18 protein-coding genes and 1 riboswitch are annotated in these 23892 nt (G+C 68.5%); of the genes, 9 read left to right on the forward strand and 9 right to left on the reverse strand.

Annotation, left to right across the window (positions count from 1 at the left end; all coding sequences use genetic code 11):
- Nucleotides 1-17: 17 nt before the first annotated feature.
- On the reverse strand, nt 18-1646 hold the full coding sequence (locus AC5Y5E_RS21320; RefSeq protein ID WP_499904790.1) for a GMC family oxidoreductase: 1629 nt from the start codon (nt 1644-1646) through the stop codon (nt 18-20).
- Nucleotides 1647-1762: 116 nt separating this feature from the next.
- Nucleotides 1763-2761, reverse strand: a complete 999-nt coding sequence (locus AC5Y5E_RS21325) for an AraC family transcriptional regulator (protein ID WP_499904791.1) — start codon at nt 2759-2761, stop codon at nt 1763-1765.
- Nucleotides 2762-2934: 173 nt separating this feature from the next.
- On the opposite strand from AC5Y5E_RS21325, the gene AC5Y5E_RS21330 reads away from it, so the two are divergent.
- From AC5Y5E_RS21330 to metE, 5 genes are all read left to right on the forward strand, one after another.
- Entirely contained in the window at nt 2935-3984 is a 1050-nt protein-coding gene (locus AC5Y5E_RS21330) for an aldo/keto reductase (RefSeq protein ID WP_499904792.1), read from the forward strand.
- 64 nt (nt 3985-4048) lie between these two features.
- The gene (locus tag AC5Y5E_RS21335; RefSeq protein ID WP_499904794.1) at nt 4049-4609 is read left to right on the forward strand and encodes a TetR/AcrR family transcriptional regulator; all 561 of its coding nucleotides are present in this window, start codon (nt 4049-4051) and stop codon (nt 4607-4609) included.
- 29 nt (nt 4610-4638) lie between these two features.
- Nucleotides 4639-5307, forward strand: coding sequence for an SDR family oxidoreductase (locus AC5Y5E_RS21340; RefSeq protein ID WP_499904795.1), 669 nt, complete (start codon nt 4639-4641; stop codon nt 5305-5307).
- Nucleotides 5304-6239: a cytochrome P450 gene (locus AC5Y5E_RS21345; RefSeq protein ID WP_499904797.1), complete on the forward strand. Its 936-nt coding sequence runs from the start codon at nt 5304-5306 to the stop codon at nt 6237-6239. Before AC5Y5E_RS21340 ends, AC5Y5E_RS21345 begins: the two co-directional genes overlap by 4 nt.
- Before the next feature lie 26 nt (nt 6240-6265).
- Nucleotides 6266-6476, forward strand: a riboswitch (cobalamin riboswitch).
- Between the two features lie 129 nt (nt 6477-6605).
- Nucleotides 6606-8879 (forward strand): 5-methyltetrahydropteroyltriglutamate--homocysteine S-methyltransferase, encoded by a 2274-nt coding sequence (gene metE, locus AC5Y5E_RS21350; protein WP_499904798.1) that lies wholly within the window; start codon nt 6606-6608, stop codon nt 8877-8879.
- 39 nt (nt 8880-8918) lie between these two features.
- Here metE and AC5Y5E_RS21355 read toward each other — a convergent pair whose 3' ends face one another.
- Nucleotides 8919-10667, reverse strand: a complete 1749-nt coding sequence (locus tag AC5Y5E_RS21355; protein ID WP_499904800.1) for a DUF3556 domain-containing protein — start codon at nt 10665-10667, stop codon at nt 8919-8921.
- A 110-nt stretch (nt 10668-10777) separates the two neighbouring features.
- Between AC5Y5E_RS21355 and AC5Y5E_RS21360 the strand changes: the two genes are divergently transcribed.
- Nucleotides 10778-10993: a hypothetical protein gene (locus AC5Y5E_RS21360; RefSeq protein ID WP_499904801.1), complete on the forward strand. Its 216-nt coding sequence runs from the start codon at nt 10778-10780 to the stop codon at nt 10991-10993.
- A gap of 8 nt (nt 10994-11001) precedes the next feature.
- Here the strand turns inward: AC5Y5E_RS21360 and prpD are convergent, their stop codons facing one another.
- Nucleotides 11002-12501, reverse strand: coding sequence for a 2-methylcitrate dehydratase PrpD (gene prpD, locus AC5Y5E_RS21365; protein WP_499904803.1), 1500 nt, complete (start codon nt 12499-12501; stop codon nt 11002-11004).
- A 98-nt stretch (nt 12502-12599) separates the two neighbouring features.
- Here prpD and AC5Y5E_RS21370 point away from each other — a divergent pair, with 98 nt between their 5' ends.
- Nucleotides 12600-13661 carry a GGDEF domain-containing protein gene (locus AC5Y5E_RS21370; RefSeq protein ID WP_499904805.1) on the forward strand — a complete coding sequence of 354 codons (1062 nt, stop codon included), beginning with the start codon at nt 12600-12602 and terminating at the stop codon, nt 13659-13661.
- A 114-nt stretch (nt 13662-13775) separates the two neighbouring features.
- Nucleotides 13776-15146 (forward strand): flavin monoamine oxidase family protein, encoded by a 1371-nt coding sequence (locus AC5Y5E_RS21375; RefSeq protein WP_499904807.1) that lies wholly within the window; start codon nt 13776-13778, stop codon nt 15144-15146.
- A 14-nt stretch (nt 15147-15160) separates the two neighbouring features.
- On the opposite strand, the gene AC5Y5E_RS21380 is transcribed toward AC5Y5E_RS21375, so the two are convergent.
- The 5 genes from AC5Y5E_RS21380 to AC5Y5E_RS21400 form a co-directional block, all read right to left on the reverse strand.
- Nucleotides 15161-15445, reverse strand: coding sequence for a WXG100 family type VII secretion target (locus AC5Y5E_RS21380; protein ID WP_068108167.1), 285 nt, complete (start codon nt 15443-15445; stop codon nt 15161-15163).
- Between the two features lie 11 nt (nt 15446-15456).
- On the reverse strand, nt 15457-15753 hold the full coding sequence (locus AC5Y5E_RS21385; RefSeq protein ID WP_499904808.1) for a WXG100 family type VII secretion target: 297 nt from the start codon (nt 15751-15753) through the stop codon (nt 15457-15459).
- Between the two features lie 66 nt (nt 15754-15819).
- Nucleotides 15820-16929 (reverse strand): PPE family protein, encoded by a 1110-nt coding sequence (locus AC5Y5E_RS21390; RefSeq protein ID WP_499904810.1) that lies wholly within the window; start codon nt 16927-16929, stop codon nt 15820-15822.
- Between the two features lie 97 nt (nt 16930-17026).
- Complete coding sequence (locus AC5Y5E_RS21395; protein ID WP_499904811.1) at nt 17027-18670, reverse strand: PPE family protein; 1644 nt, start codon at nt 18668-18670, stop codon at nt 17027-17029.
- A gap of 9 nt (nt 18671-18679) precedes the next feature.
- Entirely contained in the window at nt 18680-20227 is a 1548-nt protein-coding gene (locus tag AC5Y5E_RS21400) for a PE domain-containing protein (RefSeq protein ID WP_499904812.1), read from the reverse strand.
- Nucleotides 20228-20598: 371 nt separating this feature from the next.
- Here AC5Y5E_RS21400 and AC5Y5E_RS21405 point away from each other — a divergent pair, with 371 nt between their 5' ends.
- Complete coding sequence (locus AC5Y5E_RS21405; RefSeq protein WP_499904814.1) at nt 20599-23829, forward strand: LuxR C-terminal-related transcriptional regulator; 3231 nt, start codon at nt 20599-20601, stop codon at nt 23827-23829.
- Nucleotides 23830-23892: the final 63 nt, after the last annotated feature.

Below are 23892 nucleotides of genomic sequence, written 5' to 3' on the forward strand. Positions count from 1 at the left end.
ATCCCCTCCCACCCGGTTCACAGGGCGTGCTGGTGGCGCAGAATCTGCCCGGCGCGCTCGCCGATGATGACGCAGGGGGCCATGGTGTTCCCCGTGGTGACCCGGGGCATGATGGACCCGTCGGCGATTCGAAGTCCCTCTACCCCATACACTTTCAGCGACCCGTCGACCACCGACATGTTGTCGTGGCCCATCTTCGCGGTGCACGTCTGGTGGTGATAGGTGGTGACCTCGTTGCGGATGAAGCGCACCAGGTCGGCGTTGTCGAGCTTGCCCGGCATGACTTCTCGCTTGTTGAAGGGACGCAGCGCCGGTGCATTGCCGATTTCACGGCACAGTTCGACGCACGCAACCGCGGCCTTGAGGTCCTCGGGGCGCGACATCAAACCGTCGTGGATTCTCACGGGGTCGCAGGGATCTGGCCCGGTAAGGGTGATGTGCCCGCGGCTCTTTGGCCGCACCACCGCGCCGTACATGGCCCAGCCCTCCTCGGGCACGCCGAACTTCTGCGCGTTCTCCGCGCTCGAGAACGGGAACTCCAGCTGGTAGGCCTGCAGATCCGGCGCATCGAGACTCGGGTCGCTCTTGGTGAAAAAGGTCACCTCGCCGCCGCTGTTGCGCCACGGCAGGGGTTCGCGATACTCCCAGACGCACGAGAACCCGGGGTGGTCCTGCAGGTTTCGACCGACGCCGGGCAGATGCTGCACGACCCCGATGCCGTGTGACTGCAGGTGAGTCTGATCGCCGACACCCGATTGCATGAGCACTTTCGGGGTGTGAATCGCGCCGAGCGACAGCACGACCTCGGACCCCGCACCGACGCGCCGCAACTCACCGTCGTGCAGGAATTCCACTCCGGTGGCCCGCGACCCCTCGAACGTCACGCGGGTCACCAACGCGCCCGTCAGGACCGTCAGGTTGGGCCGGTCCATCAGCGGGAAAAGGTAAGAGCGAAAGACCGATTCGCGGCGTCCGTCGCGGATGCGCAGATCGACGATCGATGCGCCACCGTCGGCCTCCATGAGGCTGCCGTTCGGGCTTGCGAAGGCTGGAATGCCAAGCGACTTGCCGGCTTCAAGCCCGGCGTGCGCGATCGGGCTCGGTTCGGCGGCGGGTTCGACGTAAACGGGTCCGCCGATGCCGCGATGCTGGGGATCGGGAGCCCCGTGCCAGTCCTCGATGGCGCGATAGATCGCGAGCACCGAATCATAGTTCCACCGTTGGTCTTTGGCTTCGGCGGCGAAGTAATCCCAGTCACTTTTGTGGCCGCGCGCCCACACCATGACGTTGATGCTCGAGCCCCCGCCGAGGACCTTGGCCATCGCGTACGGGATCGCTCGCCCGTTGAGGTGGCAGTTGCGCTCGGTGATGAAGTTCCAGTCGCGCTCACTGCCGAGGTTCGCCAACCACATTCCCGGTTCGCTGATCTCGGGTCCTTCGTCGGGGCCGCCGGCCTCGAGCACCAGCACGCTCACGTTGGGGTTTTCGGCGAGGCGCCGGGCCACGACCGAGCCGCTCGATCCCGATCCGCACACGACGAAGTCGTATTGCGGCTTCAACTCCGCACCAAGCCGTCGCTGGTTGCGGCGGACCCGCTCGGCGAATATCGCTGTGGAACGCCCGATCTCGACGGGGGTTGATGTCATGGAGCTTCTCGCTTCCAGGGCTGGGTGGCGTCTCGGATGGCCGGCCACGGATACTTCAGGGTGACGCCGCCGGCACCGCCCGAGCGACCTCCGGAGCCCTGGAGCGCGGTTTTCGGCTATCGGTCCGCGCTGCCCGGATAGCCCCCGCGATCACGCGGCCCGCGCAGGGTCTGCAGCGGCGACTCTCCGTACATCGCCCTGTAGGCGGCCGCGAACCGACCGAGGTGCGCGAATCCCCAGCGATGCGCCACAGCGGCGACGCCGGTGTGCGAGGGGTGGGCCGAGCGCAGCTCACCGTGCGCACGACGCAGTCTGACCGCGCGCAGGTAGGCCATGGGTGACATCCCGACGTGCCGGCGAAAACCCTCCTGCAACGCGCGCACGCTGATGTGGCACTCGAGCGCCAACCGCGACGTCGTCAGCGCCGATTGCGGGGCGCTCTCGATGATGTCCATCGCCTCGCGGACGGCCGCCGGCCGGACGGGCCGGACCGATGATGCGAGGGCCTCGCGGTGGGGATGGTCGGCCACCAGCAACAGGCCGTACACCAGGCTCTCCAGCAGTGGATCCAACACGGCCGGATGCCACATCGGGCTTTCCGAATGGGCGAGCTCCCGATTGAGCCAATGCACTTGGGTCACCCAGCCCCGCGCGGCATGGTCGGCCAGCGGCAGCGCCACGGCGAAGGGAACGGATGACCTTGCCGGCTTGCCCAACAGCGTTTCGAGTGCCGTGTCGACGACCAGTTGGTCGAGCTTGACCCCCAGGTGCCGGCTGGCCGCGGGCCAGCGGGTGACGCTCATCTCGGCCTGGGGGCCGTAGATCGTGGCCGTCGCAGGAGTCGAAACCCAGCGTTGCCCGAGGTATTGCGACTCAAGCCGGCCGTCGACCGGGACGTGAACGTAGTAGCTGTCGCGATCCGCCGAAAAGCGCAGCGACACGTCGGTGTCGTAGCTCAGATCGGCCAGCGTGATGGGCCCGGCGTGTATCAGGCGCTGGCTGAAGCCGAACCCGTCAGCGGGGCCGAGCAGCCGAAGTTTGTGGGGGTGAAAAGCCGATTCGCAAAGGTGGATAGCCTGCTCCGGCGATCGCGTGCGAAACCAGTTGTACGCCATGACGTCATCGAGTCCGTTCGGTAGGTGCTAATCGCGCGCGGGGCAACACGTGGTAGACGTCGTCAACGTTCATCCGGTTCGATTCCCATCCGTTTTGATAACCGGAGAAGTCTCCGGTATCTTTCGAGCGTACCGGAGAATTCTCCGCTACGTTGCTCGCGAAGGAGAGACCATTGCGATACATCAAGCTCGGCAACTCAGGCCTGGACGTGTCCCCCCTGGCGATCGGAGCCATGACGTACGGCGATCCGCGGTCCGGACATCCCGTGTGGTCCCTGCCCGAAGACGAATCGCGGCCCCTGATCAAGCATGCGGTCGAGGCCGGGATCAATTTCTTCGACACCGCCAACATCTATTCGCAGGGAAGCAGCGAAGAGATCCTCGGACGCGCGCTGCGCGACTACGCCAACCGCGACGACGTCGTCGTCGCCACCAAGCTGAGGCATCCGATGCGTTCGGGGCCCAACGGAAAGGGCCTGAGCCGCAAGGCGATCATGGCCGAGATCGACCATTCGTTGCGCAGGCTCGGCACCGATTACGTCGACCTTTACCAGGTTCACCGCAACGATCACACCACCCCGCTGGAGGAAACCCTCGAGGCGTTGCACGATCTGGTGAAGGTCGGCAAGGTCCGCTACCTGGGGGCGTCGTCGATGCCGGCATGGGAGTTTTCCAAGGCCCTTCACCTGCAGCGCGCGAACAACTGGGCGAGGTTTGTCTCCATGCAGGATCATTACAACCTGCTGGCCCGCGAGGAGGAGCGCGAGATGATCCCGCTGTGCCTCGACGAGGGCGTGGGCACCATCGTGTGGAGTCCGCTGGCGCGCGGAAGGCTGGCGCGATCGTGGTCGGACGCCAAAGTCACCGCGCGGGCATCGAACGACGGATTTGCCGACATGCTGTACGCCGGTGTCGGTGACGGCTCCGACAAGGCCATCGTCGACGCGGTCGGCGCCGTCGCCGAGGGGCGCGGCGTCAGCCGGGCCGAAGTGGCGCTCGCCTGGTTGCGTTCCAAACCCGTGGTGACCGCGCCCATCATCGGGGCCAGCAGCATCAGCCAGATCGACGAGGCGATCGCATCGCTTGACCTCGAGCTCAGCGAGGCCGAAACGCGCCGGCTGGAGGCCCCCTACACACCGCGCTACGACTTCCAGGGCGTCTCCGACGACACTCTGCTGCAGGCGGTGGCGGAGCGGATACCCCAATTGTCCACGGCCAGTTAGCCATCTCCCCTTATCCTCGTGCTACGACAACGGGGTTTTGACCAGAACCAGGAGGTGGCGGTCTGTGGCCGACGACGGTGTCGCCCGGATTCGCTCCGACGCCCTGCGCAATCGAGAGCACATCATCGAGGTGGCGCACGACGCCTTCGCCGAGTCGGGAGCGACGTCGCTCAACGAGATCGCCAAGCGCGCGGGCGTCGGGGCGGGGACGCTGTACCGCCACTTCCCCACCCGGGAAGCCTTGATCCTCGCCGTATACCGCCACGACGTGCAGCGACTGGTGGATTTGGTGCCCAGGCTATTGCGCGCCCATCCGCCGCTGGATGCGTATCGCATCTGGTTCTTCAAGGCCGCCGACTACGTTCGCGTCAAACACGGCCTGGGCGATGCCCTGCACAGCGCGGCGGTCCAGGACGCGATCAATGAGACGTACGCACCCTTCGTCGGCGCGGTCGGCGAGCTGCTCGATGCCTGCGCGCGGGACGGTTCCCTGCGGCCCGATCTCGATCCCGCGGATGTCGTGTGGCTCATGAGTTCGCTATGGCGGGTCGGTGACGGAGCAGCGGGCAAGCGACAGGCGAAACGAATAATGGAGCTCGCGATCGAGGGACTGCGTCGCAGATAGCCTGCGGTCCCGCCGGGTACGGTCGGGGCATGGCACGAGTCATCGTCTTCGGCGGCCACGGCAAGGTCGCGCTGCAGCTGGCCCGCATCCTGACCGAGCGCGGCGACGAGGTGACGTCGGTCTTTCGCAACCCCGACCACACCGACGACGTCGCCGCAACCGGCGCCGCTCCGGTGGTGGCCGACATCGAGCGACTCGACACCGGCGCGCTGGCCGGCCTGCTCGCGGGTCACGACGCCGTCGTGTTCTCCGCCGGCGCGGGCGGCGGCAACCCGGCGCGCACCTACGCCGTCGACCGCGACGCGGCGATCCGGGTGATCGATGCCGCCGCGGGGGCGGGCGTCAGGCGGTTCGTGATGGTGTCCTACTTCGGCGCGGGGCCGGATCATGGTGTGCCGAGCGAGAATTCGTTCTTCCCGTACGCGGAGGCCAAGGCGGCGGCGGACGCGCACCTGCGCGCCAGCGACCTGGATTGGACGGTGCTGGGACCGGGCCACCTCACCCTGGAACCGGGGACCGGCCGGATCGTCATCGGCAAGGGGAAAGGCGAGGTCTCCCGGGCCGACGTCGCGCTCGCGGTGGCCACGTCGCTGCACGAGGTCTCGACCATCGGCCGCACCATCGAATTCAACAACGGCGCCGACGGGACCGGCGTCCCCATCGCCGACGCACTGGCTCACCAGGGACAGGGCACGTGAAGCTTGCCGACTGCCCGGTCTTTCCCGCCGAGGCGGGAGCCGCCCTGAGCACGGACCGCGGGGTGGGTTGGCGCCTGGCGCGACAGGCCGGCCCGGTTTTGCGAGATCCGGCGGGCAACTGGGTGTTCGTCGTCGGGCGGGATGAGGTGTTGGCGCATCTCGACGACGCGAGGCTGGATCGGGCCCGCGCCCTTCCCGAGAGCGATCTCGACGTTCATCAACGGCTGTTCGCCCCGAAAGCCGCTCACGAGATTGCGGCGGCGTTTCGCCCGACCGCCGCCGCGCTGATCGATCGTTTCGCCGCCGCCGGTGGCGGTGACGCCGTGGCCGAGGTGACCGCGCCGATGGCGGACGCGCTTTTCGACATCGTGGCGCGCCTGCGGCTGTTGCCCGCCGAGCACCTGGCCGGGCAGTCCGGCCACGTCTTCGCCGAGGCGTGCCGCAACCTGTTCAAGCACGCCGGCTGGCATTTACTCGTGCTGGCGGGCGAGCCCGAATTGTGCGACGCGCTTCGACGCCAGCCCGAGCTGATCCGCGGGTTCGTTGAAGAGGTCCTCCGGTTGGAGCCGATGGTGCAGGGCTGCCAACGATTCACCACCCAGCCGACGACCGTCGGCGGGGTCGAGCTACCCGCCGGCATGGTGGTGATGTTGTGCATCGCCGCGGTGCAGCGGGACGGCAGCGACACCATGTCCACCGACGATCTCGTGATTGGCGTTAGGGCGCACCGGCATTGGAGCCTGGGTGCTGGGTCCATGCGTTGCCGTGGCGGCCACATTGTCCGGCAGGTGTTGCGCGTGCTGGTCGAGGAGTGGGTCGGCCGGGCCGGGCGTCTCGGGCCCGCCCCCGGTTTCCGGCCGACGGCCGGGTTCCCGAACACCGAGAACTCCTTGTGGCTGCCGAAGCTGCCGCTGGTGACGAGGGCCTTGTAAACTCCGCTGCGCAGCTGGTTTGCCGTCGCCGCAACCGTGGCGCCGGCATCGAGCGAGGCATGTTAGACACGCTTCGCGAGAGGGAACCCGGTGGGAGTCCGGGACTGTCCCGCAGCGGTGAGCAGGAACGACCGCCGTCACACGCACTGATCGAAAGATCGGGAAGCGACGGCCACTAGGAGCACCACTCGGTGCGCGCCTGCGAGTCCGAAGACCTGCCGGCTGTGCCGGGCGCGCCGCGTCCGGCCGGGTCATCGCCTCGTGGAATGGGCGTTTGGTCGTTGCCGTTGCGGCTTGTGTGCCGCGACGGACTCGGCTGTTGCGTCCGCCGGCGGTGATCCACCCGTCGAGTGTTAGGACGAAGAAGTGAGCACCTCTCAACCATTCACCGCCACGGTTACCGGCTCCCCCCGCATCGGCCCGAAACGCGAACTCAAGCGCGCCACCGAGGGCTACTGGGCCGGGCGCACCGACCGCACCCAACTGGAGTCCGTCGCGGCTTCGCTGCGCCGCGACATGTGGACCCACCTGGCGGCCGCCGGCCTGGACTCGGTCCCGGTGAACACCTTCTCCTACTACGACCAGATGCTCGACACGGCCGTGATGCTCGGCGCGCTGCCGGTGCGGGCCACCGCAGTCGCCGACGAACTGGACCGCTACTTCGCCCTGGCGCGCGGCAACGACGACATCGCGCCGCTGGAGATGACGAAGTGGTTCGACACCAATTACCACTACCTGGTCCCCGAGATCGAACCCGCGACGCGATTCGCACTCAACCCCGACAAGGTGCTATCGGAGCTGAAAGAGGCTTTTGCGCAAGGGATTCCCGCGCGTCCCGTCCTCATCGGCCCGATCACGTTCCTGTTGCTGAGCAAGGGCATCAACGGAGGCGGCGCGCCGATCGAGCGGCTCCGCGAACTGGTGCCGATCTACTCCGAGCTGCTCTCGCTGCTCGCCGAGCACGGCGCCCGGTGGGTGCAGTTCGACGAGCCCGCCCTGGTGACCGACATCTCCCCCGACGCCCCGGCGCTGGCGGAGGCGGTCTACACCGCGCTCGGGGCGGTGAGCAACCGGCCGGCGATCCATGTCGCCACCTATTTCGGCGACCCGGGCGCGGCGCTGGCGGGCCTGGCCCGCACGCCCGTCGAAGCCATCGGGATCGACCTGGTGGCCGGCGCCGGCACCGCGGTGGCGGGCATCCCGGAACTGTCCGGCAAGCTGCTGGTGGCCGGCATCGTCGACGGGCGCAACGTCTGGCGCACCGACCTGGAATCGGCGCTGGCCAAGCTGGCCACCCTGCTGGGTTCGGCCGGCAGCGTGGCGGTTTCGACATCGTGCTCCACCATGCATGTGCCGTATTCGCTGGAGCCCGAAACGGGTCTGGACGAAAACCTGCGCAGCTGGCTGGCGTTCGGGGCCGAAAAGGTCAGCGAGGTGGTCACTCTCGCCCGCGCACTGCGGGACGGGCGAGACGCCGTCGCCGAGGAGATCGCGGCGTCCAACGCGGCCGTCGCCTCCCGTCGCAGCGATCCGCGGCTGCACAACAGCGCGGTCCGCGCCCGGATCGAGGAGATCATCGCGTCGGGCACGCACCGCGGCGACGCGGCGGGGCGCCGCGCCAGCCAGGAGGCGCGGCTGCACCTGCCGCCGCTGCCGACCACGACGATCGGCTCGTACCCGCAGACATCGGCGATCCGCAAGGCGCGCGCGGCTTTTCGGGCCGGCGAGATCGACGAGGCCGAGTACGTCGCCAAGATGCGCAAGGAGATCGCCGACGTCATCGCGTTGCAGGAGGAACTGGGTCTGGACGTGCTGGTACACGGGGAGCCCGAGCGCAACGACATGGTGCAGTACTTCGCCGAGCAGCTGGAGGGCTTCTTCGCCACGCAGAACGGCTGGGTGCAGTCCTACGGCAGCCGCTGCGTGCGACCGCCGATCCTTTATGGCGACGTCGCGCGGCCCCGCCCGATGACCGTCGAGTGGATCAGCTACGCGCAGTCGCTGACCGACAAGCCGGTGAAGGGCATGCTGACCGGGCCGGTCACGATTTTGGCCTGGTCGTTCGTCCGCGACGACCAGCCGCTGGCCGACACCGCCAACCAGGTGGCGCTGGCGATTCGCGACGAGACGGTGGACCTGCAGGCCGCGGGCATCGCGGTGATCCAGGTCGACGAGCCGGCGCTGCGCGAGCTGCTGCCGCTGCGCCGCGCCCAGCAGGAGGACTACTTGCGTTGGGCCGTGGCGGCTTTCCGCCTGGCGACGTCCGGCGTGGCCGACTCGACGCAGATCCACACCCACCTTTGCTACTCGGAATTCGGTGAGGTGATCGGCGCCATCGCCGACCTGGACGCCGACGTCACGTCGCTCGAGGCGGCCCGCTCGCACATGGAGGTGCTGGACGACCTGAACTCGGTCGGCTTCGCCAACAGCGTCGGCCCGGGCGTCTACGACATCCACTCACCGCGCGTGCCGAGCGCAGGAGAGATGGCCGAGTCGTTGCGGGCGGCGTTGAGAGCCGTGCCGCCGCAACGGCTTTGGGTCAACCCCGACTGCGGGCTGAAGACGCGCAACGCCGACGAGGTGACCGCGTCGCTGCGGAACATGGTCGCCGCGGCGCACGAGGTGCGAGCCGGTACGTGACCGCGAGCGTCACGCTGGCGTGGCTCTCGACGCCGAGCGTCACTCTGGCGTGACGTTCGGCGCCTCCTCCGTCAGCACCTGGACCGGCACGTCGTCGGCCCAGGGCTGGCGGGTCACCATGTCGGCGACCCGCACGATGCCGCGCTCGAACTCGCCGGTCGCGGCGTCGACCAGCCGGTAGGCCTGCGTCTGCTTGTGGATAGGCTGCGCGTCGAGCAGCACGACCCGTACCTCGCCCGGCTCGAAATGGCAGCGCTGCTGCATGGCGGTGATGAGTTGCTCATTGTGCATGTGGCCGTCGCCGAAGTTCCAGCCGATGGCGGTGCTGCAGATCCGCTCGCCGTCGGTGATCACGTAGTCGTCCTCGTTCTGGCCCGCCATGGCGCGATGCGCCAGGGTGAACAGGGCGCGGCCGTGGGTGTTGAACCCGCGGAACGCGTACCCCATGTAGATGGGGATCTGCGCCGCTTCCGGGCTGCCGTAGAACCGCTCCAGCTGGGCCTGCGGCATGCTGGCGATCGCCACGATGCCCCGGCCGATCTTGTCGTTGGCCGACGGCTTGATGCACCACAGCGTGGTGTCCCAGTTGCCGGCGTAGTAGCGCATGCCCGGCAGGAACGAGATCTTGCGCGGAAACATGTTGCCCAGCACGACGATTCCCGCGACGACGACGAACAGGATCGCCACCGCCACCGGATGCTTCAGGTCGGCCAATCCCAGCCGGGCGTGCGCGACGAACAACGACAGCACACCGAAGATCATGAAGACGTTCCACTCCAGCGGCACCCCCATCGGAATGGACAGCAGGATGCCCAGGTGGAAGCAGACCATGACGATCGCGGCCACCGTCGTCGGCCAGCCGCCGTGGCAGAAGAACAGCGGCAGCGGCACCAACATCTCGATCGCAGTGCTCACGTGCGCGAGGAAGCGTGACAGCCGCCCGGGCCGCAGGTCGTCGGGGAACTTCTCGAAGAACTGCCGCTTCAGCCAGCGGGGGCGCACCAGCGGGTTGTTCGACATCATCGTCGAGATCACGAACGGGAAGTGCTTGTTGAGCTTCGACGTCGCCGCGCCCATCCAGATGATCAGGAACACCACCTTGGAGCCGACGATCATGTCGGGCCCGCCGAAGAGGAACGTCACGGCCATGGTCGCGTAGACCTCGCCGCGGGCGGCCAGGAAGATCACCTTGTCACGCAGGCCCGCCGCCGCGAGGAACAGCAGGATCCACACGATCTCCCACGTCGGCAGCAGCCCCACCCTGGTGCCCAGCTCCGGCACCGGCCCGGTGCCGTCGGAGAACAACGCCCACAGCGTCATCACCAACAGCGCTGCGTAGAGGAAGACGTCCACCGGTTTGCGGGTGGTGCCTCGGGTCAGCGGGACGCGGTCCGGCCACGGTGGCAGCCGGATGGTGCCGAACCGCATCCAGTACAGGATCGAGCCCATGGGCGGGAAGAACCGGTTGTTCAGCGGACCGAAGCCGCAGCCCAGCCCGATCACCTCGAACAGCATCGTGTAGAGCACGACCTTCTCGAAGACGATCGGCTCGGACCACCAGTGCGCGACGTTGGTGAACCCGCCGAGTCCCTTCGTGGCGGAGGCGAACAGCCAGCCGCCGAGGATGTAGAGCAGGATCTTGACGACGTAGAACAGGTGCAGCGCGATCGGCGTGCCGAAGCCCACCTCGGCCCAGTGCCGGGCCATCGGACGGATCTTCTCGCTGCGGGTGCCCTTGTTCCATTCCTCCATGTCGAGCTGCGGCAGCTCGGGCTTGAGAAATCCCATGGTTTGACAGATTAGAACGCGTTCTAGGCGCGTGGCTTGGGAAGGGGCAAAGAATCCTTTGCCTGGGAGTTAATGCCCGGATACCGTGAAGTCGCTAGGAGGACTCCACCATGAACAGACTTCGATTCCTCGTCGCGGCGCTGATGGCTGCCGTCGCGCCGGTGGCCGGGGGTGTGGCCCGGGCGGACACCCCCGGGCCGGGTGACTCCTGCACGGTGCTGCACGCCACCACCCAGGACGCCAACGGCCGCACGATGTGGTGCAACCCCACCATGACCGGCGCCCATTCGTTGGTGTGGCAGTACGGCGGACCCTCCACGCCCTAGCTGCGCTCTCAGCCGAAGATCCCGGGCGGCGTCGGCGGCGCACCGTCCAGCACCCGCTGATCGATCACGATATTCAGCGCATCCACCGACTCGAGCCCGGCCAGGGCGTCGACGGCGGAGAGGAACCGGCGCTGCTCGGCCGGATCGACCACCCCGTCGGCGAGCCCGGTGAACTTGTCCATGTACTGCGGGCGCCGGAACGGCAGGGCGCCCAACGGATGCGCGTCGGCCACGGCCAGCTCGTCGCAGATCACCTCGCCGCTCTTGAGCGTCACCTCGGCTCGGGCCCCGAACGCCTTTTCGGCCGGGTCGGTCGAGTGGTAGCGGCGGGTCCAGTCCGGGTCCTCGACGGTGGAGATCTTGCGCCACAGGTCGACGGTGTCGCGGCGGTGGGCCCGTTGCGGGGCGTAGGAGCGCTCGTGGTGCCACGCGCCGTCCTGCAACGCGACGGCGAAGATGTAGGGCAGCGAGTGGTCGAGCGTCTCCCGTGACGCGTCGGGGTCGAACTTCTGGGGATCGCCGGATCCGGTCCCGATCACCACGTGGGTGTGGTGGCTGGTGTGCAGGACGATCGCCGCGACCTGGTCGAGGTCGCCGATCCGCCCGCGCAGCCGCAAGGCCAGATCGATCGGCGCCTGGCTCTGGTACTCCGCCGAGTGCTCCTTGGTGTAGCTGTCCAGAATGGCGCGCTTGGGTTCGCCGGGAGCGGGCAACGGCACGCGGTATTCGCGCTCGGGCCCGCCCAGCAACCGGGCGATCACCCCGTCCTCGCCCTCCCAGATCGGGGCCGGCGACCGCTCGCCGCGCATCGCCCGGTCGACCGCCTCGATGGCGACCTTTCCGGCGTGCGCCGGCGCGAACGCCTTCCAGCTGGAGATCGCGCCCTTGCGCGATTGGCGGGTGCTGGTGGTCAGGTGCAGGGCCTGCCCGATCGCCTGGTAGATGGTCTCGATGTCCAGCCGGAGCATGGTGCCGATGCCGGCGGCCACCGAGGGCCCGAGATGCGCGACGTGGTCAATCTTGTGCTCGTGCAAGCAGATTCCGCGGGCCAGGTCGATCTGGACCTCGTACGCGGTGGCCACGCCGCGGATCAGGTCGGCGCCGCCCACGCCGAGCTGCTGCGCCACGGCGACAAGCGGGGGGATGTTGTCGCCCGGGTGGGAGTACTCGGCGGCCAGGAACGTGTCGTGGAAGTCGAGTTCGCGCACAGCGACGCCGTTGGCCCACGCCGCCCATTCCGCCGAATAGGCGCCGGCGACACCGTAAACGCGCGCCCCCCGCTGGGCTCGGTGCGCCTGCGCCTGCAGGCGGGCCACGGTGACGGGCCGCCGCAGCACGGCGGCGGCGCTGACGGCGGCGTTGTCGATGATCCGGTTGGCCACCATCTCCGCCGTTACCGGCTCGACGGCCACCGGGTCGGCCGCGACCTCCGCGATCTTGGCGGCCAGGTGTTCGGAGCGCGGGAAGTCGTCGGCGCTGCGCCGGGCCCGGACCGTGTGCACCAGCATGACCGCACCCTATGCGGGGCGGTCATGCTGGTTTCGTCGGATTCGCAACGCTGTCCGCCGTTTGATGCTGAGCTATCCCCTGAAGGGAGGTGCGCAGCATGTCCGCGTTGAAGTCGTGGCTGGGCGAGCCCGATCACTTCGACTGGATCACGGCCACCTTGCGCGAGCGCGGGCTGCTTCGCGCGGCACAGGTGACCCTGGCCGTCATCTCCTCGATATCGGCGCTGGTACCGGTGGCCACCATGCTGAGCCTGCGTCGCCCGACGGTCGAGGTGGTGCTCGTCGACGCGGGCGCGGCGGTCTTCGTCGTCGCGGTAAGCGTCTACTGGTTGACGCGCTGGCCGACCCGAATCCAATCGGAGATCTTCGGAGTCATCGCCGCGACATGTATCGCCGGGTGGAGCCTGACCCAGCCGACCGCCGCCCTGGCGGCCGTCGGCTGCTGCGCCATGGCCACGAATAGCGGGTATGTCGCGCTGTTCCACAACAATAGATTTCTGGCGTTCAGCGCCACCTTGGCGGGCATCGTCACCGTCGCGACGGCGGCGCACCTGGCGCGTGAGGTCGACGTGGGCACCGGGCTCGCCGCGTTTTGGGTGATCGCGATGCTCAACGTGTCGTTTCCCGTGGCGATGCGAGGGATGTCGCGGGCCATGGGGACTTACGCGGAACGCGCCGACGAAGACTCGCTGACGGGGCTGTTCAACCGCCGAGCGTTCGCCGCCGCCCTCACCCGCAGACTCGCCGATCCGCGCGCCGACGACACCCACTTGACCATGACCATGGTCGACCTGGACGCGTTCAAGCGCATCAACGACACCCACGGCCACGCCGCGGGGGATCGCGCACTTATCGCGGTCGCCGAGGTGCTGGCGCAGCAAGCCGCGCCGACAGCGGTGCTGTGCCGCGCGGGCGGAGAAGAGTTCCTCATCGCCACCATCGGCCCCGCCCAGGACGCCGAGGCGGTCTCGGCGCGATTGGGCGCCGCCATCGCCGCCCTCCCGCAGGGCCTGACGGCCAGCATCGGCACGGCCACCGCCGAGCTGTCCCCGATGGGCACGTCCGACATTCCCGGGCTCATCGAGAAACTCATCGACGTCGCGGACAGCGCGATGTACACCGCCAAACGCCGCGGCGGCAATCAGGCCCATCACCTTTGACCCCGTCGCGTCAACGGATTTGAAGCGCGCGAGAAATCGGGGTGAACCCGCTACTGCCCGCCTTCCGATCGGTGTAGTTTGCTGCTTTGGGGCTGACCAGTGAAGGAGCCAGTCGTGTCAGATGTCGATTACTGCGTGGTCGGGGCCGGGTTCGCGGGTTTGACGGCCGCCCTGCGGCTCAGGCAGGCCGGTCGCTCGGTGGCCTTGCTGGAGGCGCGTGACCGGGTCGGCGGTCGCACGTTCACGGTCACTCGCGACGACGGCACCTGGATCGACCGCGGCGGCGCCTGGGTCGGGCCGGGCCAGGATCGCATCTACGCGATGATGGACGAGTTCGGCGTGCCGGAATACAAGCAGCACAACGACGGCGACGCGATGATGATCGTCGACGGAAAGAAACACCGCTACGGCGGCACCATCCCCTGGTCGATGAGCCCATGGGCGGTCGCCAACCTCGGCGTGGGTTTGCTCTCGATCGAGAACATGTGCAAATCGGTCCCGCGCGAGGCGCCGTGGGAGGCGAAGAACGCCGACGAGTGGGACCGCATCAGCCTCGGCGAATGGATCGACAAGAACACCATGTCCAAGCAGGCCCGCGAGATGCTGGACATGGCGCTGTCCGGCGTATACACCTCGGCCGGGTCGGAGACGTCGCTGCTGTGGGCGCTGACCCAGATGGGGTCGGGCGGGGGGCCCACCTTCGTCATCTCGGGCAAGGGCGGCGCCCAGGACGCGCGGCCCGTCGGGGGGATGGGCGCCATCTACCGGCAGATCGCCACCGAACTCGGTGACGCGCTGCACCTTTCGCGCCCCGTGCGACAGATCACCCAGGACGCCGACGGCGTGACGGTCGCCGCGGACGGCCTGATGGTGCGGGCGCGGCGCGCCATCGTCGCGATCCCGCTTGCCATCGCCAGTTCGATCGTGTACGAGCCGATGTTGCCCGTGGACCGGACACTGCTGCACCAGCGCATGCCAAGTGGCGCTGTCATCAAGATATCGATCCTCTACGACGAGCCGTTCTGGCGCGCGGCCGGATTGTGCGGCCAGTCGGCCGCGCCCGGGTCCCTGGCCACGCTCACCATCGACGCCTGCACGAACACCGCGAACCTCGGGATCATGTGCGTGATCACCGAGGGACCGGCCGCACGCCGCCTGACGAAAATGGACGAGGCCGATCGGAAAGCGGCGGTCATCGCCGAGCTGGTCGATCGGTTCGGCAGCAAGGCCGAGTCGCCGCTGGAATTCCACGAGCAGAACTGGACGACCGAGCGCTATTCCGGTGGCGGCATGATCAGCCACGCGCCGACCGGCGTGCTGACCGAATTCGGTTACACCCTGCGGGAGCCCTGCGGTCGCGTGCACTGGGCCGGCACGGAGAGCTCGGCGATCATGTGCGGGTGGATAGACGGCGCGATCCGATCGGGCGAGCGTGCGGCCGCCGAGGTGATGGCGACCGAAACCACCGCTGCCGCAGTCACTTAGGCGTGTGAAATCGGTCAGGCCCAGCCGGAACCCACCGCCGAATCGGTGCTGGCCATGTTGCTGCCCGCGGACTGAACCTTGGCGCCGTGGGCGTTGGCCTGCTCGTAGATCACCTGGAAGTTGCGGCCCAGCTGCGTGATGAATTCCTGGCAGGCCACCGACCCGGCGCCGCCCCAGAAATCCCCCGCCGCCAGTACGTCTCGCACGATCGCCTGGTGCTCGGCCTCCAGCGATGCCGCCTGGGCGCGGATCAGGGCGCCGTGCGAGTCCACGTCACCGAATTGGTAATTGATCGTCATTGCCGAATCTCCTAGCTGCTCAGCGCCTGCTGCGAGGCCTGCTCTTGGTGCTCGTAGTTGTTGGCGTCGCGGACCAGCCCGTCGCGCACGCCGTGCAGCATGCTCACGATGTTGCGAAAGGCCTGATTCATTTGTCCCATCGTGTCGTAGGACGTCGCCTGCGCAGCCCCACTCCAGCCGGTACCCGAAATGCTTTGCGACGACGCCCACATGCGTCGCGCTTCGTCCTCGACCGTCTGCGCGTGCACCGAGAAACGGCTCGCCATTTCCCGCATCGCGTACGGATCGGTCATAAGCCGACTAGTCATCATTTTGCTCCTTTCATGAAAGTTCTTGTTGCCGAACATGCTTGGTAGAAGTAGATCACCCCCGCCCTATCCGACCCCGACCCGCGGCACCACGCTGGGCCGCGACTGCACCACATGCGGGCTGGCCCCGCCGCGGCCCAACATCCCGCCGGGCGCTCCACCGCCCATGCCGCCCATCGGCATCGGCATCATCGGCATGCCGCCCGCCGCGGGGCCGACTCCCCCAGCGCCGCCGGGTATTTCGCCGCCCAGCCCCGACATCGCCGCACTGACCATCCGCGCCGGCGTGGACCCCGGCCACGTCGCAGGCACCGACATCGACCCCACCAGCTGCGCCTTGCCCAAGCCCGCCGCCACGGGGGAACCCGGGCCGCCGCCGAGCGGCGTGGTCACCGGCGCGGTGCTACCGACGAGCTTGGGGACATCGGCCCCCACCACCGCGGCGTTGGCCAATCCCGCCGAGCCGGCGTTCGCCCCTTGCGCCAGCGACATGATCGGAGACATCAGCATGCTGATCGGCAACGTCGCGACCTGGGCCAGCGACGAAAGCGACTGCAACGGCGCCCCGGAGACTAGCGACTGCAACGCGGCCACCAGGGCCGAGAGAGGATCGGCGGCTCCGCCTCCCTGCGCCGCCGCGGCGGCCATCTCGACCGGCGGCACCGCGAACGGCGCCAAGGACGACGCCACCGACATCGCCCCGGCGTGGTAGCCGACCATCGCGGCGACGTCCTGCGCCCACATCTGGCCGTAGTGGAATTCCGTCGCCGCGATCGCCGGGCTGTTCTGGCCGAGAAAGTTGCTCGCCACCAACATCATCAGTTGCGCCCGGTTCGTGGCGACGGCGACGGGATGCACGGTCGCCGCCTGCGCCGCCTCGAACGCCGTCGCCGCCGCCCGGGCTTGCGCCGCCGCGCCTTCGGCCTGCGCCGCCGACCCGGCCAACCACGAAACGTAGGGCGCCGCCGCCGTCGCCATCGCCTTCGACGCCGGACCCGTCCACGGGCCGCCGATCAGCGCCGAGACGACCGAGGCGAACGACGACGCCGACGAGCGCAGGTCGGCGGCCAGCCCCTCCCATGCCGTCGCCGCCATGAACAGCGGGCCCGGGCCCGCGCCGGCATACATTCGCGCCGAATTGATCTCCGGCGGCAACAACGAAAAGTCCGACATCACAATCCCAACTATGCGAAGCGGTGGACCGAACAACGTCGGTCAGAACTCGTAGATTTGCGGGGCACGGGGTCGTAGATCGTCATTCGGGCACGCCTCGCTAGTGGAAGAACCCGGCCTGGTTGCTGCCGTGGTTGAAGCCCCCGGAGCTGAAGTTGCCCAGGTTCTCGATGCCCGACGAGAGCAGGCCCGTGAGCCCGATGCCGGTGACGTCGGCGCCCGCGTTGCCGATGCCCACGGCGAAGACGCCCGAGTTGTTGATGCCCGCGTCGACCCCGCCGCCCGTGTTGTGGAAGCCGGAGTTGAAGCCCGCACCGGTGTTCATGAAGCCGGAGTTGTCGAAACCCCCGTTGAAGAACCCTGAGCTCCCAGCGCCGGTGTTACCGAAACCGGAGCTTGTGATACCAGCCGGGGTGATCGCGCCGAAGAAGCCGGTGTTGAGGTCGCCGGTGTTGAAGGCGCCCGTGTTGGTGTTCCCCGCGTTCGCCCAGCCCGTGTTCAACATGCCGTTGTTGAAGTCGCCCGTGTTGTCGAGACCCGTGTTGAAGTTGCCCGTGTTGTTGCCGCCGGAATTTCCGAAGCCGAAGTTGGAGCTGCCCGCGTTCCCGGCGCCGAAGTTGAAGGACGCCCCGTTGCCGAAGCCGAAGTTGACTTCGCCGGCGTTTCCGAATCCCGTGTTCGTGGCGCCAGCGTTCCAGAACCCGGTGTTGGTGTCGCCCGCATTGCCGAAGCCGAAATTGCCGTTGCCCGAGTTGAAGAAGCCCACGTTTCCGGTGCCCGAGTTGAAGAAGCCGACGTTGCCGGTGCCCGAGTTGCCGAAGCCGAGGTTGCCGCTGCCAGAGTTCAGCGCGCCGAACCCGACCTGGTTGTCGCCGGTGAGCCCGAAGCCGATGTCGTTGTTGCCGGTGTTCCCGACGCCGAAGTTGTGGCTGCCCGCGTTTCCGAAGCCGACGTCGTTGCTGCCGCGGTTCCCGGAGCCCATGTTGAAGCTGCCCCGATTACCGGAGCCGACGTTTCCGGCGCCGAGGTTTCCGCTGCCGACATTTCCGGTGCCGCTATTGCCGTTGCCGAAGTTGTTGTTGCCGGCGTTCCCGCTGCCCACGTTTCCGGTGCCGAGGTTTCCCATGCCCACGTTCGTGTTGCCGACGTTTCCGGCGCCCACGTTGGCGTCGCCGACATTGCCACCGCCCACGTTCAGGCCGCCGATGTCGCCGAGGCCGAGGTTGATGTTCGGCAAGGCCGTCTGGGCCAGCTGAGCGGCCACCGCCGACGCCCCGCCGTGATAGCCCACCATCGCCGAGACGTCGGCAGCCCACATCGCCTCGTACTGCGCCTCGGCCGCCGCGATCGCCGGCGCATTGAGCCCCAACAGGTTTGAGCGCACCAAAGACACCAACTGGCTCCGGTTGGCCGCCACCGCCGCCGGATGCACAGTCGCCGACACAGCCGCCTCAAACGCCGACGCCGCCGCCCGCGCCTGCCCCGCCGCCCCCATCGCCCGCGCCGCCGCCGCCGACAACCACCCCGCATACGGCGCCGCCGCCTCCGTCATCGCCACCGCCGCCGGACCCTGCCACGCCGCCCCAACCAACCCGGACGTCACCGACCCGAAAGACGAAGCCGCCGAGCCCAACTCGCCCGCCAACCCCTCCCAGGCCGCCGCCGCATTCAACATCGGGCCCGGCCCCGCACCCAGATACACCCGCGCCGAATTGATCTCCGGCGGCAACACCAAAAAACTCATCACATGTCCTTACTGGAAGAAGCCCGACTGCGCGTCGCGCCGGTTGAAGAAGCCGGAGTCGTCGTTGCCCGAATTACCGATACCGGAGTTGAAGACGTTCGAGTTGCCGATGCCGATGTTGTCGAAGCCGGTGTTTCCAATCCCGGCAAGGAAGCTGCCCGAGTTGCCGATGCCGACGTTGTTGCCATTGCCGGAATTTCGGAAGCCCGACTCGAAGGCCAGGCCTGCATTTTGGAAGCCGGACGTGTCGCCGCCCGAGTTGAAGAAGCCGGAGCTGTCCAGGCCGGTGTTGCCGAAGCCCGAGTTCTTCACCCCGGCCGGGGTGATGGCGCTGCCGAAGCCGGTGTTCAGGTTGCCCGAGTCGAAACCGCCGGTGTTGCTCGCGCCCGAGTTTCCCCATCCGGTGTTGAAGTTGCCGGTGTTGAAGTCACCGGTGTTGAGGGAGCCGGCGTTTCCGCTGCCCGTGTTCTGGAAGCCGGAGTTCCCCATCCCGAAGTTCTGGGAGCCGGCGTTGAACATGCCCATGTTGTTGGCGCCGCCGTTGCCCGCACCGAAGTTGCTGAATCCGCTGTTCAGGAAGCCGGTGTTGCCTTGACCGGAGTTGGTGAACCCGGTGTTGAAGCTGCCCGAGTTCTCGAAGCCGAAGCTGTGGTTGCCGGAGTTGAAGATGCCGACGTTTCCAGTGCCCGAGTTGAAGAAGCCGATGTTCCCGGTGCCCGAGTTGCCGAAGCCGATGTTGCCACTGCCGGAATTCAGTGCGCCGAAACCGATCTGGTTGTCACCTGTGAGCCCGAAGCCGATGTCGTTGTTGCCCGTGTTGCCGAAACCGATGTTGTGGTTGCCGGTGTTCGCGGCGCCGACGTTGTTGCTGCCGCGGTTCCCGAAGCCCATGTTCGCGTCGCCGCGGTTCCCGCTGCCCATGTTGCCGGAGCCCAGGTTCCCGTTGCCGACGTTGGTGTTGCCGAGGTTTCCGGCGCCGACGTTGCCGATGCCGTTGTTCCCGAAGCCGGTGTTGTTGTTGCCCGCGTTCCCGCTACCCAGGTTTTGGCTGCCGCGGTTCCCGTCGCCGATGTTGCCGACGCCGTTGTTTCCGTTGCCGACGTTGGTGTTGCCGACGTTGCCGCTGCCCACGTTCTGGTTGCCGGCGTTGCCGCTGCCCACGTTCCCGTTGCCGTGGTTGCCCCCGCCCACATTGCCGGCCCCGACGTTGCCGATGCCCAAGTTGGCCAGGACGTTCTGCGCCGCGGCCTGCGCGGGCGCCCCAATCATCGAAGCGTTGGCGGCCTCGGCTTCCGCGTAGAGCGCCCCGCCGGCGCTCATGGCCCGAACGAACTGCTCATGAAAGCTCGCCGCCTGCGCGCTCAGCGCCTGATACAGCTCGGCGTGCCCGGAAAACAGGGCCGCCACCGCCGCAGAGATTTCGTCGGCGCCGGCGGCCAGCACCCCGGAGGTCGGAGCCGCCGCCGCCGCGTTTGCCGCGCCCAACGCCGAGCGGATGCCCTCCAGATCCGCCGATGCGGCCGCCAGCATCTCCGGGGCCGCTACCACGTACGACATCGCTGTCCCTCCCGCTCGCTTGCCGTCGGGCGAAGGGTGAAACGCAGCGAATTGCGAACCCGGCCCCCGACGTTCGTTGGAAACGAGTCAAATATGCGCGGGATTGCGTCGAACTAACGTCGGTCGAATCGCGTAGATACAGAGCATGAGGGGTCGTAATTGCGGCAAGGCCCGGGGTCGTAGGACCGCCCCCGGCAAAGCGGCAGCCCGTGTCTGCGGGCCGGCCGTGTCAGGCTCCGCCGCCGCGATGACCTCAATGATTTTCGATGGATATCGGACCCTTGAAATATGCGGTGGGTGGCATGAGCGAAACTGATGTGCGCGGGGGCATCCGGTCACGGAACAGGAGTGACCCTGGGGTCAGGGAGTTTATGCCCACAGGAACGGTGACCCTGCTGGTGGCCGATTTCGAGGGCTCCGAGCGACTGTGGCAGTCCCAGCCGGAGCAAATGACGGCCGCGCTCGTGCGGCTGGATCGCGCCGCCGCCGAGCTGGTCCCCGTCCACGACGGCGTGCTGGTGACCGAGCCGGGCGCCGGTGACAGTTTCATGGCCGCGTTCGCGCACGCGACCGACGCGGTGGCGTGTGCGGTGGAGTTGCAGCGCGCGCCGCTGGCGCCGATCCGGCTGCGGGTCGGCGTGCACACCGGCGAGGTCCAGCTCGACGACGCCGGCGACTACGTCGACTCGACGCCCGAGCGGGCGGCCCGCCTGCGCGAACTGGCGCACGGCGGCCAGATCCTGCTCTCGGGCATCACCCGCGACCTGGTCGTCGACCGATTGCCGGCCGACGCCTGGTTGACCGATCTCGGCACCCATCAGCTCGGCGACCTTCCGCGCCCCGAGCGGGTGGCGCAGCTGTGCCACTCCGACCTGGACGTCGAGTTCCCGCCGCTGCGCACCACCGGCAGCGTCGTTCCGCACGGCCTCCCGGTGCAGCTGACCCGGTTCGTGGGCCGCGTCACCCTGACCAACGACATCGCCAAGGCGCTGTCCGAGAACCGGCTGGTGACCCTGGCCGGCGCAGGCGGCGTCGGCAAGACCCGCTTGGCGGTTCAGGTCGCCGCGCAGGCGGCGGCCGAATTCGACGGCAACGTGTGGTTTGTCGATCTGACGCCGGTCACCGACCCCGAGGTGGTGCCGGTCGCGGCGCTGCGGGCGCTCGGGCTGCCGGACCAGCCGGGCCGCTCGGCGACGGACACGCTGGTGCGGTTCCTCGGCGATCGTCAGGTGTTGCTGGTGCTGGACAATTGCGAGCACCTGATCGACGAGTGCGCTGACCTGACGGTCCGGCTGCTGGGGGCCTGCCCACAGCTGACGATCCTGACCACCAGCCGCGAGCCGATCGGGGTCGCCGGCGAGGTGACCTGGCGGGTGCCGTCGCTGTCGCTCGCCGACGAAGCGATCGAACTGTTCGTCGACCGCGCGCGCCTGGCCCGGCCCGACTTCGGCATCGCCGTCAACGACACCGCCGCGGTGCGGGAGATCTGCGACCGCCTGGACGGCCTGCCGCTTGGGATCGAGCTGGCGGCGGCGCGGGTGCGGATGATGTCGCTGACCGAGATCCTCGACGGGCTGCGCAACCGCTTCCGGCTGGTCACCGGCGTCCGTCCCGGCACCCGTCGCAAGCGGACGCTGGGTGAATCGGTCGACTGGTCCCACGAGCTGTTGAGCGAGCCGGAGCGTGTCCTGTTTCGCCGGCTGGCGGTTTTCCCGGCCGGGTTCGACCTCGACGCAGCGCGGGTCATCGGCGACGGCGACCCCGCCCAGCAACTCGAGATCTTCGATCGGCTCGCCCAGCTGGTGGACAAGTCCCTCGTCGTGGCGGAAAACGCCGGTGACCGGACGCGCTTCCGGCTGCTCGATACGGTGCGCCACTACGCGCTGTCCAAGCTGCTCGAATCCGGTGAAGCCGACGAGGTGCACGCGCGACACCGCGATTACTACTCGGCGCTGGCGGCGCTGCTGGACAGCCCTGCGGACCCCGACCATCAGCGCCGCATCGAACAGGTCGAGCTCGAGATCGACAACCTGCGGGCCGCGTTCGCGTGGAGCCGCCGAACCGGTGACGTCGAGCGGGCGCTGGAGTTGACGTCGTCGCTGCAACCGCTCTGGCAGACCCGCGGCCGCATCCAGGAGGGGCTGGCCTGGTTCGACGCCACCCTGCCCGAGGACAACGCGGGGATCTCGGCCGTGGTGCGCGGGCGCGCCCTCGCCGACAAGGCGGCGCTGGACGCGTCGCGCAGCATCGGCGACAACCTCGAGCAGGCGCAACAGGCCGTGGCGATCGCACGCGAGATCGACGATCCCGCGCTGCTGGCGCGCGCGCTCACCGCCTGCGGGGCGATCGCTTCCTACAGCGCCGACGCGGCCCGGCCGTACCTGGCCGAGGCCATCGGCATCGCGCGCACGCTGGGCGACCAATGGCGGCTGACCCAGATCCTGACCTGGCAGGCGAACGGCGCGTTCTACGCGGGGGAACCCCTCGCCGCCGAGGAGACCTCCCAAGAGGGTTGCGAGCTCGCCGCCTCGCTCGGCGACCGGTTCCATGCGCGCTCCTGCCACTGGACGCTCGGCCTGGCGCACATGATGAAGGGCGAGTTGGGCGAGGCCGTCGAGCAGTTCGACGCGGTGACCGCCGATGCCGACGCGGCGCACGACGTCCTGTTCCGGTGGGGCGCGCGGCTGAGCCTCGGCCTCGTGCTCTCCTTCCAGGGCGAGGTCGAGGCCGCGGCGGCCGCGGCCTCCGCGTCGCTGGAGGCGGCGTCCGATTTGTGGCCGTACAACGAGGGATTCAGCTACGCGGTGTTGGCCACCGCGGCGCTGGCCGCCGGCGATGTCGACACGGCGGCCGCGGCCACCGAGGCTGCGCAGCAGCGGGTGACCGTGGAGGGCGAGCTGGGTGCGGCGATCGCCAACCCGATCGTCGAGGTCGCCCTGGCGCGCGGCGATCTCATCGAGGCCGGGCGCTGGGCCGATCACCAGGTCGCTTCGTCGGCGGGCTGGCACCTGGCCCGGGCGCTGACGCGGCGCGCGCGCGTCGCGATCGCCAAGGGCGAGCCGGATCAGGCGGAGCGCGACACCCACAAGGCGCTCGCCTGCGCCGCGGAGTGCGGAGCGCACCTGGCCGTCCCCGACATCCTCGAATGCCTCGGCCAGCTGGCCGCCGACGGCCTGAGCCATCGCGACGCGGCGCGTCTCATGGGCGCCGCGGACACGATCCGACGGCAGCTCGGCGCGGTCCGGTTCCGCGTCTACGACGCGGAACATGCGCGCACGCTCGCGGCGCTTCGCGACGCGATGGGCGAGCAAGACTTCGACGGCGCGTGGGCGGAAGGCGCCGGGCTCTCGCTCGGCGAGGCCGTCGCCTACGCGCGCCGCGGGCGCGGGGAGCGCAAGCGTCCGACGAGCGGCTGGGCCTCCCTGACCCCGACCGAACGTGACGTCGCGCGGCTGGTCGCCGACGGGCTGGCCAACAACGAGATCGCCGCCCGGCTGTTCATCTCCCGGCGGACGGTGCAAACCCACCTCACGCACGTGTACGCGAAACTGGGCATCACCTCTCGCGTCCAACTCGCCCAGCAAGTGGCCGGCCGCAGCTAAGCACGGCGAACGCGCAAATCTACGACCCCCGGTCGCACGAGATCTACGAGCTTTGACCGACGT

This window comes from Mycobacterium sp. NGS54, assembly GCF_059812465.1.

Excerpts from the sequence above, each read along its gene's own strand:
- AC5Y5E_RS21320 (WP_499904790.1), bottom strand. The coding sequence starts at position 1,646 with ATGACATCAACCCCCGTCGAGATCGGGCGTTCCACAGCGATATTCGCC.
- AC5Y5E_RS21325 (WP_499904791.1), bottom strand. The coding sequence starts at position 2,761 with ATGGCGTACAACTGGTTTCGCACGCGATCGCCGGAGCAGGCTATCCAC.
- AC5Y5E_RS21340 (WP_499904795.1), top strand. The coding sequence starts at position 4,639 with ATGGCACGAGTCATCGTCTTCGGCGGCCACGGCAAGGTCGCGCTGCAG.
- AC5Y5E_RS21355 (WP_499904800.1), bottom strand. The coding sequence starts at position 10,667 with ATGGGATTTCTCAAGCCCGAGCTGCCGCAGCTCGACATGGAGGAATGG.
- AC5Y5E_RS21360 (WP_499904801.1), top strand. The coding sequence starts at position 10,778 with ATGAACAGACTTCGATTCCTCGTCGCGGCGCTGATGGCTGCCGTCGCG.
- prpD (WP_499904803.1), bottom strand. The coding sequence starts at position 12,501 with ATGCTGGTGCACACGGTCCGGGCCCGGCGCAGCGCCGACGACTTCCCG.
- AC5Y5E_RS21370 (WP_499904805.1), top strand. The coding sequence starts at position 12,600 with ATGTCCGCGTTGAAGTCGTGGCTGGGCGAGCCCGATCACTTCGACTGG.
- AC5Y5E_RS21380 (WP_068108167.1), bottom strand. The coding sequence starts at position 15,445 with ATGACGATCAATTACCAATTCGGTGACGTGGACTCGCACGGCGCCCTG.
- AC5Y5E_RS21385 (WP_499904808.1), bottom strand. The coding sequence starts at position 15,753 with ATGACTAGTCGGCTTATGACCGATCCGTACGCGATGCGGGAAATGGCG.
- AC5Y5E_RS21395 (WP_499904811.1), bottom strand. The coding sequence starts at position 18,670 with ATGAGTTTTTTGGTGTTGCCGCCGGAGATCAATTCGGCGCGGGTGTAT.
- AC5Y5E_RS21400 (WP_499904812.1), bottom strand. The coding sequence starts at position 20,227 with ATGTCGTACGTGGTAGCGGCCCCGGAGATGCTGGCGGCCGCATCGGCG.
- AC5Y5E_RS21405 (WP_499904814.1), top strand. The coding sequence starts at position 20,599 with ATGCCCACAGGAACGGTGACCCTGCTGGTGGCCGATTTCGAGGGCTCC.